Here is an 11,899-nt window from a genome sequence, read left to right on the forward strand (position 1 = left end):
GGAGACCGCGATCGACCACTGATTAGTTGGAGTGAGCGTGACCATATCGCCTGCCATGCAACGAGTTCTGCCGCTGCTCACCGATCCGCCGGAGAATCCGGCGACCCCCAATGGTTATCTCGACCAACTCGACTCCCACCCAGCGGATCACGTCAACACCGGTATGGTGCAATCGCTGTGGAGTTCACGCGTAGGCGCCTCGCTGTTCGACCACGCCGCCACGGCCGCGCGGCGCGTCGTCGGCATACTGCAATCACCCGCCGAACGGCTGCACCTCGAGCCCGGCCAGACCGTGCTCGACCTCGCCTGCGGCCCAGGCGAAGTCACCGCGTCCCTCGCCCGCACCGTGGGTCGGGACGGACTCGCTATCGGCATCGATATCTCCGAGTCGATGCTCGCCCGCGCCGTCGACCGCCACCGGGCCGGCAACATCGCGTTCCTACGCGCCGACGCCCAGCGACTCCCCTTGCGAGACAACAGCATAGACGCGGCGACCTGCATAGCGGGTCTCCAACTCATCCCCGATCCTGCCGCCGCCCTGGCCGAGATGATCCGCGTCCTCCGGCCAGGCGGTCACCTCGCCGTGCTCGTCCCCACCGTGCGTAGCGGCGCGCTCGAAAAGATCGGACGCAACCTGCCGGGTATCGGCGGCGCGCGCTCGTTCGCCGACACCGAAATCCCCGGCATCGCCGAGGAATTCGGCCTCAGCGGCGTAGCGACCCGCCGCCTCGGGACGATCCAATGGACCTACGGTTACAAGAGTCGCTGACATCGCTCACATCGGACGCACCGCCAATTATCGCTGGTGCCGCGCGACCTGACAGTGCGCCGCACTCTGTCCGCGCGGTCTACTGGCTGTCGGCGCTGTGGTCGGCACGCTGGCTCTGCCGAAGGCGTGCGAGGGCCGTCCGCGAATCGTGATTGATTGAGTGGAATCGGCGTAATTTCATTCCGACCGGACGGTTCACCCAATTACCCCAGTTTCTTGGCTTCCATCGTCCATGCGTGTTGACGTAGGATGATCTCGGTAATTCTGGTGGGTGGTTCAGGGGGATACGCAGATAGTTCATCAAAAGCTTATTTCTTGCTGCTCATAATTTGCGGATCCTGAACCATCGGGGGTATTCAGCCGTGTCACAAAATAGCGAATTGATTCAGCACGAGGACCGGGTTCGGCAACGGTGCCGGGCGTCGCGGCCGAAGGTCGGCGGCTTCAAAGGGGAGCTCTCGCCGGAGACCAAAGAAGCGGTGAAGGACATCCACAACAGCCGCGACAACTGGCACGGGCCACTGGGCCTGTTCATCGATTGGCTGGTGATCGTCGGCGTCGCCGTGATCGTGGTGCTGAGCCGCTATCAACCCCTGGTATATCTCGCGGGTGCGCTCATCGTCGGTGGTAGACAGCGTGCGCTGCGCAGTCTCATGCACGAGGCGAGTCACTCGAAACTCACCAGGCATGGCCCGCTCAACATCTGGTTGGGCCGGATATTCATCGCTTGGCCGCTGTTCTCCGGCTTGTCCGCGTACACCTGCGCGCATTGCGAACATCATCGGCACCTGTGGGACGATCGCCGCGATCCGAAATTGCTCGGCTACTTGCGCCTCGGCTTGGTGAACCCGCGAGACATGAAGAATTTCGTCGGCAAACATCTGCTGAAACCGTTGCTGATGGTCCACGCGCCGTTCCAGGTCGCGGCCGACCTCATCGGCCGGGACGAAGACCGTCGGGAAACACGACTGCGCATCGCTTTCTTGGTGGCCGTCTCCGCCCTGTTCGTCGTGACCGGTTTCGGCCTCGACTTCCTTCTGCTGTGGGTGCTGCCGTACGCGACGGTCTATCAAATTCTGCGTTATTGGAGCGATATCGCCGATCATGCCGGATTGCGCTCCGACGATCCCTGGCAGTCGACGCGGAGCTGGGACGCGTCGTGGTTGGTCCGGCAGTTCCTCGCCCCGCACAACTCCAATTGGCATCTGGCGCATCATCTCTACCCGGCCGTGCCGCACTATCGGATCCGCCGGTTAGATCGGACGCTCCAGGCTGTGCCGTCCTATCAGCAGGCCCATCACTGCGACGGTTTCGTGCGGGCTCGCCGGGATTGCCGACCCTCGGTGGTGCAGGACGTGCTCGCGCCGGAACGGTTGGCGCAGATCCGATCTCGTCGTCCGGCACAGTGCCGCCCGCGCGCCGCTCTGCTCTCGGGATGCGCGCGGACCTGCCCGGCGTCCGCACTCCGCCCGGCCGAAACGAGCGACAACGGATGAGCCTGGAGGCGGCGCGGGCCGCGGAACAGCGGTCCGGCGTCTGGTCCGGTGCGCTGCTGGCGCTGGGGTCCAGCGTCGCGGTCGGCTCCGCGATCGCGGCGACGACCGCCCTGACGGAGTTTCCGATCATGACGGGACAGGCGATCAGATACGGCATCGCCGCCGTACTGATCGTCGCGTGTTGCCGAGGGCGACTGCCGCGGGTCAACGCGCCGCAACTGGTCCGGATCGGAGTGCTCGGAGCGACCGGCCTGGCCGGCTTCAACATCTGTCTCGTGACCGCACTGCAACGCGTGGACGCGGGTGTGGTGGGTGCCGTGGTCGGCGCCGTTCCGGTGGTGCTGGCACTCGCCGGACCGCTCATGGCCCGACGGTCGCCGTCGGCGAAGGCCGTGCTGGCCGCCGGGATCGTCACGACGGGCGCTGTGGTCGTGCAATGGACCGGCAGCGCAGGCGATCCTCTCGGACTGCTGCTCGCGGCGGGCGCGCTCGCCGGCGAATGCGCGTTCTCGCTAGTGGCGATCCCGCTGGTGCGCGAGATCGGAGCGCGCGCCACCGCGGCATACGCGGCCGCCGCGGGAGCGATCCAATGCGGCATCGTCGCGGTACTCATCGACCTGCCTGCCCTGCGCTGGCCCACCGCAGCGGAATCGGCCGCGATCGCTTATCTGGCCGTCGTGGCCTCGGCCGGTGCGTTTCTCCTGTGGTACGCCGCTTTGGATCGCATCCCAGTCGAGACCGCCGGCGCGTTCGCCGGCGTGGTCCCGGTCTGTGCGCTCCTCACCGGCATCGTGCTCGGCGTCTCGGAAAGTTCGCCCCTGCGTTTCGTCGGCGCCGCCATCGTCGGCGTCGGTGTGGTGATCGCGACCTGGACGCCGAAGCGGCGCTGACCACGGCAATTACCGACGGAATGCACTGGAGTCCCCCAAGATTCGCCGCGCAACGGTTATCTGGCGGTGATGGCCTCGGCCGGTGCGGGCCTCCTGAGAGCGGCGCACACCGGCCACGCGGGGAGCGGCTGTTCTAGTCGGAGACGATGACCGTCTGGTGCTCTTCGAGTGTTCCTGCGGCGGGCCGGTCGATTACTGCACGCGAGGCCCACCAATGTCGTGGGAGTTGGCCTGCCAGGCAGGCACCGGCCGCGTTCAACAGCACGTCATCGACCGATGAGTGACGGCCGATGGCCAGGGCGAACTGCGCGATTTCCACCGCGAACGAGGCCGCCACTCCCATCAGCAGGATGCGATACGAGCGGGCGAACCAGACCCGGCGCACCGGCAACAGGAAGCCCAGCGCGGCGAAGACCAGCAGATTCCCGCCGCACTGCTCGATCACCCGATCGTCGGCCAGTTGCGCGGCGAGATCACGCAGCGGCACGAGATTCACCGAACGCCCGGTTCCGGTCGGGGTGAGGATCATCCACAACCACGGCGCGGTACCGACCACCATGCCGACATCGCACAGCGCGACACGCCACCCACGCCGCCGGGCCAGCCACCAGGCCGCGACACCGGCGACCGGCAACACGGCGATCGCGGCCAGCACGACCCCGCCCCACGCCTCCCACGTCCCATCCACCGCGCCAGTCTCTCCCAAACCGCTTCCGTCGCAGGCAATCTCCACAAACTATCCACACAACCCACACGCCAGGCCCACGGCTCGGCGCCGACCCCGTGACGCGGCCTGGTCACCCGAGTGATCGCGGCCGTACCCGCACAAGACCTGTCTGGTAAGCCATCACGACCAACTGTGTTCGGTCCCTGGCGTGCAGCTTGGTCATGGCGCGCTGAATATGGGTGCGCACGGTCAGCGGACTCACCACGAGGCGGTCGGCGATCTCGGTGTTCGACAAGCCCGCCGCGGCCAGGACCAGCACCTCACGTTCGCGCGCGGTGAGGGCCGACAGCGGCGCGGCGGGACCCGCGGGCACTCCCGGTTCGGTGGTGGCAAGGAATTGGGTGATGAGCGCCCGGGTCGCCGCGGGGGACAGCAGTGACTCACCGGCGGCGACCGTGCGGATGCCGGCCAGCAGCGCGTCGGCCGAGACGTCTTTGCCGAGAAAGCCGCTCGCGCCCGCGTGCAGCGCCTCGGCCACGTACTCGTCGGTCTCGAAGGTGGTGAGGATGAGCACGCGGGTGGCGACCAAGCCCGGATCGGCGCAGATGGCGGCCGTGGCGGCGAGACCGTTGACGCCGGGCATGCGGATGTCCATGAGGACGACGGTGGGCCGGTGCTCGCGGGTCAGCGCGACCGCCGCCGCGCCGTCGGCCGCCTCGCCGACCACCGTCATGTCCGGGTTGGCCTCGATGAGCATCCGAAAGGTCTGGCGCAGCAGCGTCTGGTCGTCGGCGAGGAGAACGCGGATGGTCATCGCCGGCGTCCCGTCCACGTTCAGGGCCGGATCGGCAGTTCGGCGGCGACGGTGAACCCGCCGTCGGGGCGCGGCCCGGCCCGGAACCGGCCGCCCGCGGACTGAACTCGCTCACGCATGCCGACGATGCCGAACCCGTCCGCTGCGGGCATGAGTTCGGTCGGTCCGGCGGCGTTGATCACGGTGATGGTCAGCCGGTCCGCGTCGTAAGTCAGCCGCACCGAGGCGGTCTCGGTGCGGGCGTGCTTGGCGACATTGGTGAGGGCCTCCTGGACGATGCGGAACGCGGTCAGGTCGTCGCCGGGGGACAGAGGTTGCTCCGCGCCGTCGACGGTGACGTCGACGGCGAGTCCGGCGGAGCCGAATGCTGTGGTGAGCTCGGACAGTTGACCGAGTCCGGGCGGAGGGTCGAGCGGGGAGCCGGGGTCACCCGGGTTGCGCAACAGACCGACGGTGGCCTTCAATTCGCGCAGCGCGGCGGACGTGGTTCTCGGCAGCTCGGCGAGGATCCGCTGGACCTGGTCGGGATGGGTGTGTGCCAGATAGGCGGCCGTGCCCGCCTGGACATTGGCCAGGGTCAGGTGGTGGGCGACGACGTCGTGCAACTCGCGGGCGATGCGCACTCGCTCCTCGGCGACGCGGCGGCGCGCCTCCGCCTCGCGGTTGCGCTCGGCGTACTCGGCCCGTGTCTGGACGGCGGCCAGGTAGTCGTGCCGGAGGCGGGTGGTGTCGGCCACAGCGATCGGCAGCAGAAGGAAGAGGACAGGGTTGAGGACGGTGAGCGGCCAGGGATAGCCGTAGCGGTCACCGGCCAGCGCCGCCACCACGATCGCCGCCGTCACCGCAAGGTAGTACAGATAAGTGGTCCGGCCCGGCCGCTGCACGGCCAACTCGTACAACGCGATCATCCCCGGGGCGAGGAGCATCGGTGTGATCAGGAAACCGAACCCGCCCGCCGCGACGGCGGACGCCGCGGTGATCACGACCACCGTGCGGGGATACTCGCGGCGCCACAGCAGGGCCAGCGCGCCGATCGCCGCGGGCGGAATCGCGGACCGCCAGCCCAGACCGCTGACGGACGACAGATTGCTGTTGAGCATCGCCGGGCCGGATATCGCGACCAGGAGCAGGGCGATCAGCGCCGCGTCGACGACGCGGCGGTCCTTGGTGTAGTGGTGCCAGGTGATCGTCATCGTCTGCTCCGGCCCTCGGTGATCTGGGTGTCCATGGTGGCCGATTGCCGTGCCCGGAGCCACCTTTCGGTCAGCTGTTGCCCGCGTCGGACACCACGGGCTCGAGGGCGGCGTCGCGGCGCAGAGCTTCGCCTTCCACGTCGACGTGTGGCAGTAGCCGGTACAACCATCGGGGCAGCGCCCAGGCCCGCTCGCCGAGCAGGCCGAGGACCGCGGGCACCAAGGCCATCCGGACGACGAACGCGTCGACCAGGACGGCGACGGCCAAGCCGAACCCGATCATCTTGATCAGCGCGAGTTCCGCGCCGATGAATCCGGCGAACACGGCGATCATGATCAGCGCGGCCGCCACGACGACTCGGACGCTGTGCCGGAAGCCGGTGACCACCGCCTGACCCGCGGGCTCACCGTGAGTCCGCGCCTCTCGAATCCGGGTGACGAGGAATACCTCGTAGTCCATCGCCAGACCAAAGATCATGCCCACCAACACGATCGGCATCATGCTGAGGATCGGCCCGGACTGCTGCAGGCCGATCGCCTCGGCGCCCCAACCCCATTGGAAGACGGCGACGACCGCGCCGAGCGCGGCCAGCACGGACAGCAGGAAGCCGAGGACGGCCTTGAGCGGCACTAGCAGGGAACGGAAGACAACCAGCAGCAATAGGAACGCCAGACCGAGCACGAGCGTGAAGTAGGGAATCAGCGCGGTCTGAACCTTTTGTGCGACATCGATATTCACCGCAGTGGTGCCGCTGACCAAAAATGGTGCGCCGACGCCGGTTTCGATGGCCGACCGCTCGGCCCGGATGCGCTGGACGAGATCCTTGGTCCGCGCGTCGGTGGGCGCGGAGGCCGGTACGGCCGTGAACAGTGCGGTGTCGTGCGCCGAATTGAACTGCGGCGGCGAAACTTTCACCATCCCTTCGGTATCGGCGATCTTCGTGGCGATGTCGAGTACCGCCTCGGACGGATTGCCCGCACCTCGGGCGTCCACCACGATGGTCAGCGGCCCGTTGAAGCCGGGCCCGAAGGCGCTGGCCAGCGCGTCGTACGCCCGCCGCTCCGTGGTCTCGGTGGGCCTCGCCTCATCGCCGGGCATGCCCAGTCGCAGGTGCACGACCGGGAGGGCCGATATCGCAAGGGCGGCAACCGAAGTCAGCACCACGAGCCCGGGGCGGCGCAGCACGAACCGCGCCCATCGAGCCCCGGCGTTGTCCGTCGCGCCGGTGGTACGCCGCGTGAGGACGATGTCCGGGCAGAAGCTCAGGAGCGCGGGCACCAGGGTCAGCGCGACGAGCACCGCGGTCGCGACGGCCCCCGCGGCGGTCAACCCCATCTCGGCCGCGGTCGGGATCCCGACGGTCACCAGCCCGGCCAGGGCGACGATCACCGTCAGCCCGGCGAACACCACGGCCGAACCCGCGGTGCCCACGGCCAGGCCGGCGGCTTCCTGAGCCGGGTGTCCGGCGGCGCGTTCCTCGCGGTAACGGGAGAGCACGAACAGGGCGTAGTCGATGCCGACCGCGAGCCCGAGCATCGAGGCCAAAGTGCCACTGGCCGTGGACAATCCGAGTACGTTGCCGACTGCGAGGATGGTGAACATGCTGACACCGACGCCGAGGACGGCCGTCACCAGCGGCAGCCCCGCCGCCACCAGCGAACCGAACGTGACCAGCAGCACCAGTGCGGCGAACGCGACGCCGAGCACCTCACTGACCCCGCCGACCTTCGGCTTGCTCGCCAGCACCGGCCCGCCGACCTCCACCGTCAGCCCCGCGGCCCGCGCCCGATCGACGGCATGACGTAAAGAGTCCTTCGTGGCCTCGGTGACATCGCCGATCTTCGAGGTGTACCTGGCGGTGGCGTAAGCCGCCGACCCGTCCTGGCTCACCGCCTTTGTCTCGAACGGGCTTGTGACAGTGGCGATCTGGCCGCTCTCCCGAACGTCGCCGACGAGTCGTTCGATGGCCGCCTGGTTGTGGGGCTCGGTGACCCGTTGCCCCGCGGGCGCGACGAACACCACCCGGGCGACGGCGGTGTCGATGTCCGCCATGCTGTCGGGGAACCGCTCCCGCATCAGGTCCAGCGCGGCCTGCGCCTCGATGCCCGGCATGGACGCGGTGTCGTCGGGCAGTCCGGGCGCGGTGGTCGAGGCGAGACCCGCGCCGCCCAGCACGACCGCCCACACCAGAACGACATACCAGCGTCGACGAAAAGCCCAGCGGCCCAGCCGATAGAGAAACGTAGCCACGAGACGGCCTCCCCGCATCGGAATCGATTACCTCGTCCAGTCTTGTCGCGGTACGCGGTTCCGTCGTCGTGCGTTCGCCGACATCTCCGTACTGAAATCGCAGTACTCCCGCGACGTAATCGCTCAGCCGACGAACTCCCGGTTCAGGTACAGCCGAGGGGACGGGTCAGGGGCACACTCTCCGCACCGCGTCGACGAACATCACGTGCAGTTCGCCCGGTGTCGACGCGCGCCCCAACCGCTCGGCCGCGAGCCGCTGCCGCTCCGGCAACAGACACCGCATCCGTTCCTCGGCCTCGTCACCGGCGAGATGCGCATAGCGTCGAGGGTCGTCGCCGATCCGGATGGCCTGATCGATCACCCACGCGCGCAACGCGATCGCGCGTTCGCGGACCTCCAGCGCCGCCAGCGCGTGCGCGCCCGCGTAGACCACCCCGAGCAGGTCGAAAATGTTGCCCCCGTCCGCCAGGATTGGCCACGCGCGTTCGATGGCGAGCGAGGCGGTCCTGGCCAAGGCGGGGTCCGGTTCGGCGCGCAGCAGATTGCGCGCGAGCACCACGTCGGCGGTCGCCTGCACCCAGCGGAACCCGCACTTCGCGGCGTACTCGCGTGCCGCGGCGAGCATCGCCTCGCCGTCGGCCTGCTTGTGCTCGAGCAGCAGCGTGCCGCCTTCGCAGAGCATCGCGCTGGCGGTCACCCAGGGCGCGATGGGCCGATCGGCGCTTTCCGCCTTGAACCAATCGACGCTGGCACGCGCGAGCCGAGTATCTCGGAGCACCAGGGCGGCTCCCGCTCGCCTCAACTGCGCGACGAGCATCACCCGGACCGCTTCGTCACCGACCGGATCGTCACCCACCTCGACGATGGCCATATCGGCGAAGCGAACGGACTCCACCGCGTCCCCGACGTCGAAACATATGGCGGACAACGCGATCAGTCCCCGGGCCCGTTCCTCGACGGCGGTCCGCGGGCACGCCGCCAGCGCTGTCTCGAGCAACAGCTTCCCGCCCGGCAACGCGTCGATACTCAGCGAGACCCACTCGACCGAGGAGGCGGTCCGCAAGGCCGCCACGGGATCGTGCTCGATGTCGTATTCGATGCCCGCGCGGATATTCGCGAGTTCGGTGTCCAGCGGTCCGCCGACCCGCAAGAACGGTCCCCCCGCGACAAACCCGGTGATCAGGTCGCGCACCCACGCGGCGTGCGCGGCCTCGGTGTCGGCCGGGTCCGGGTCGAGGTCGTGACAGTACCGGCGGACGGTCTCCAGCAGGCGATAGCGGGTCGGCCGGGTGGTCACGTCGGCGCTGATGACCGAGCAGTCGACCAGCGCGGCGAGCACCGCGAGGACGGCCCGATCGCGGTGCTCGGGCGGCTGCACCGCCATCGCGGCCTGCCAGGTGAACCCGCCCTCGAACGGCCACAGCCGCACCAGGAATGCTCGATCGTCCGGCGCGAGCCGGTCGACGCTCCAGCCGATGGCGGCGTTCAGGCTGGCGTGCGGCGAGATCGAGCCGAGCGGTGTGGCGCCGAGGACGTCGAGGCGATCGCGCAGATGCGTGCCGATGTCACGCAGCCCGAATGCGCGTGCGCGCGAGGCCGCGAGTTCGATGCCCAGTGGGAGACCGTCGAGCAGTCGGCAGATCTCTCGGGTGGCGTCGAGCTCGTCCTGCGTGAGTTCCCAGTGCGCGTCGTTGGAGCGCACGCGATCGAGGAACAGTTCGACCGCCGCGCCGTCACCGCCGTCCTCGTCGCGGATCGGCAAGGGCTCGACGGGCATGATGTGTTCGCCGTCGACGCCGAGCACGCGCCGGGTGGTGGTCAGGACGCGCAGCCCGGGACAGCCGTTCAGCAGCGGCAGGACCAACCACGCCGTGGCGTCGACGACGTGCTCGCAGTTGTCGAAAACCAATAGGCCCGTGCGGGTTTCGAGCACCCGGCACAGTTGCGAGACGGGTGCGTCGTCGAGATGCACCACCCCGACGACCTCCGCCGCGGCGGCGACCACCGCGTCGGAGGTGCGCACGTCGGCCAGTCGCACGAACCACACCTCGTCGGCACGGTTGGCGGCGTGCTCCACCGCGAGCCGGGTCTTGCCGACGCCTGCCGGGCCGAGCAGCGTCACCATCCGGCTCTGCGACAGCGCCTCGTCGAGCCGCCGCAGTTCCCGTGTTCGTCCGACCAACACCGACAGCGGCTTGCTGACTGTCGTTGTGACGGAAACAGACTGTGCCGCTGCCGGTTTCGGCGGCCCGGCGGCCATCAGGCGCGGTTCGTGCGCCAGCATCTCCTGCTCCAGCGCGCGCAGCACCGGCCCCGGCTCGATGCCGAGTTCGCTGATCAACAGCTCCCGCACGCGGCGCAGCTCGGCCAGCGCCTGACTCTGTCGCCCACTGCGATACAGGCCCAGCGCCAGCAGCTCCCACCGCCGCTCGCGATACGGCGCCTCGGCGACGCCCTCGCTCAACGCCGCGACCGCCCCGGCGGTATCACCGCAGGCCAGCCGCGCCGCCTGCCACTCCTCGACCGCGACCTCACGAAGCTCGACCAGCTTGGACCGCGCGCCCGCCAGCGCCAGGGTATCGCCGAGGTCGAACCACGGATCGCCGCGCCACAACGTCAGCGCCGACTCGAAAGTCTGTGCCGCCGTAGCCGCGTCGTCCTCGGCCAGCTGCCGCAACCCGGTCTCCACCGCGGCCACGAACTGCCCGCGGTCGGTCCACTCCGGCGGGATCGCCAGCGCATAACCCGCGTTCGTGCGTTCCAGGTATCGACGCCCGGTCGGTCCGAGCGCGACCCGAAGCCGGGAGATGACGACACTCAACGCTCCGGCCTGGTGTCGCGGCTGATCGTCGCCCCACACCAGCTCGGCCAGCCGACCGTCGGCGACCGGCGTGCCCTCCCCGGAGGACAACGCGGCCACCATCCGACGACCCGTCGGACCACCCAGGTCCACGGCGGCACCGTCGACCTCGACAACCACCGGGCCGAGGATCCGGCAGGTCAGCACACCGTCAGGATATCGGTCCGTCCCTCATCTCAGCGTTTTGCCTGCACCGCCCGGCGTGGTTTCCGAATCGAGAGGTCAGTTGTGCACCCACAGTCCCCAGCCGGCCAATTCGCGACTGCACTTGTAATCCGCGTATTTGTCGCGGTTCACGAGACTGTGGCCCACCTGGCCGCACTCGGTCTGCGTGGAGTACACGCCGTACTTGATCCACGGAGCCAATTGCTGTGCGACCACGGCCGACGTGGCCGGAGCCGGTGCGGCCTGGGCCGCGATCGGAAAGAGCAGCGCGCTCGCGCATGTCGCGCCGATCACCAGACTTGTTCGGATTGCCTTGAACATGCGTCGTCCTCCAGTTCGATGGCAGTGAAATACCCCTACTAGAATTTAGCGTGAAAAGGTTTGGTGGAAAGCAAGTTTCGCTGCCCCTACTCATGGGGGCACGGTGACGTGAGGACGTTGGGCAGCGTATGAAGCACGTGGTCGTGCAGGCCGAAAACGGTGGCAATTTCCTCGATCCGAGGCCTTACCTGAAACTGTTGCCCACCTTCGCGCAGAACCTGCCGCCCGGCGCTCGAGCGTTCGCGACCGACGCCGCGCACTATGACTTCGTCGGTCAGCGATGCGTCAAAGACCTTGCGCCCGAAACGGTTCTGCACGGCGAGACCGCCGGCGAACGCTGGCTGGAACTGCGATTCCGGCACAACTGCTGGAAACACGAGGAGAATCTGGTGATTCGCTACGCCGGAGTCAGCGACGTGCTTCCCGCCTCGTCCTGCCACCCACCGACGTGGCAGGAGCGCAACGCGGTCACC

The 11,899-nt window shown here is 68.5% G+C and carries 9 protein-coding genes and 1 pseudogene; 4 read left to right on the forward strand and 6 right to left on the reverse strand.

Annotated features, from left to right (window positions below):
• The first annotated feature begins 37 nt into the window (after positions 1 to 37).
• From ON39_RS40430 to ON39_RS40440, 3 genes are all read left to right on the forward strand, one after another.
• Entirely contained in the window at positions 38 to 769 is a 732-nt protein-coding gene (locus ON39_RS40430; protein ID WP_306307564.1) for a methyltransferase domain-containing protein, read from the forward strand.
• Between the two features lie 380 nt (positions 770 to 1,149).
• A complete protein-coding gene (locus tag ON39_RS40435) occupies positions 1,150 to 2,265 on the forward strand; it encodes a fatty acid desaturase family protein (RefSeq protein ID WP_040742157.1) in 1,116 nt (371 codons plus the stop codon).
• Entirely contained in the window at positions 2,262 to 3,155 is an 894-nt protein-coding gene (locus ON39_RS40440; RefSeq protein ID WP_051187729.1) for a DMT family transporter, read from the forward strand. The genes ON39_RS40435 and ON39_RS40440 overlap by 4 nt, the downstream gene beginning before the upstream one ends.
• A 133-nt stretch (positions 3,156 to 3,288) precedes the next feature.
• Here the strand turns inward: ON39_RS40440 and ON39_RS40445 are convergent, their stop codons facing one another.
• The 6 genes from ON39_RS40445 to ON39_RS40470 form a co-directional block, all read right to left on the reverse strand.
• Complete coding sequence (locus ON39_RS40445) at positions 3,289 to 3,843, reverse strand: VanZ family protein (RefSeq protein ID WP_051187725.1); 555 nt, start codon at positions 3,841 to 3,843, stop codon at positions 3,289 to 3,291.
• Between the two features lie 109 nt (positions 3,844 to 3,952).
• Positions 3,953 to 4,636: a response regulator gene (locus ON39_RS40450; protein WP_040742171.1), complete on the reverse strand. Its 684-nt coding sequence runs from the start codon at positions 4,634 to 4,636 to the stop codon at positions 3,953 to 3,955.
• A 20-nt stretch (positions 4,637 to 4,656) separates the two neighbouring features.
• On the reverse strand, positions 4,657 to 5,829 hold the full coding sequence (locus tag ON39_RS40455) for a sensor histidine kinase (RefSeq protein WP_040742158.1): 1,173 nt from the start codon (positions 5,827 to 5,829) through the stop codon (positions 4,657 to 4,659).
• Positions 5,830 to 5,899: 70 nt separating this feature from the next.
• Complete coding sequence (locus tag ON39_RS40460) at positions 5,900 to 8,080, reverse strand: MMPL family transporter (RefSeq protein WP_040742159.1); 2,181 nt, start codon at positions 8,078 to 8,080, stop codon at positions 5,900 to 5,902.
• A 166-nt stretch (positions 8,081 to 8,246) separates the two neighbouring features.
• Positions 8,247 to 11,087: an ATP-binding protein gene (locus ON39_RS40465; protein ID WP_051187726.1), complete on the reverse strand. Its 2,841-nt coding sequence runs from the start codon at positions 11,085 to 11,087 to the stop codon at positions 8,247 to 8,249.
• A gap of 75 nt (positions 11,088 to 11,162) precedes the next feature.
• A complete protein-coding gene (locus ON39_RS40470; protein ID WP_040742160.1) occupies positions 11,163 to 11,426 on the reverse strand; it encodes a hypothetical protein in 264 nt (87 codons plus the stop codon).
• 128 nt (positions 11,427 to 11,554) lie between these two features.
• Here ON39_RS40470 and ON39_RS40475 point away from each other — a divergent pair.
• Positions 11,555 to 11,899 (forward strand): annotated as a pseudogene (locus ON39_RS40475) (hypothetical protein); the annotation flags it as partial.

The organism is Nocardia tenerifensis NBRC 101015, from assembly GCF_000308715.1.
GTDB classification, from domain to species: domain Bacteria; phylum Actinomycetota; class Actinomycetes; order Mycobacteriales; family Mycobacteriaceae; genus Nocardia; species Nocardia tenerifensis.

Excerpts from the sequence above, each read along its gene's own strand:
- ON39_RS40440 (WP_051187729.1), top strand. The coding sequence starts at position 2,262 with ATGAGCCTGGAGGCGGCGCGGGCCGCGGAACAGCGGTCCGGCGTCTGG.
- ON39_RS40450 (WP_040742171.1), bottom strand. The coding sequence starts at position 4,636 with ATGACCATCCGCGTTCTCCTCGCCGACGACCAGACGCTGCTGCGCCAG.
- ON39_RS40455 (WP_040742158.1), bottom strand. The coding sequence starts at position 5,829 with ATGACGATCACCTGGCACCACTACACCAAGGACCGCCGCGTCGTCGAC.
- ON39_RS40470 (WP_040742160.1), bottom strand. The coding sequence starts at position 11,426 with ATGTTCAAGGCAATCCGAACAAGTCTGGTGATCGGCGCGACATGCGCG.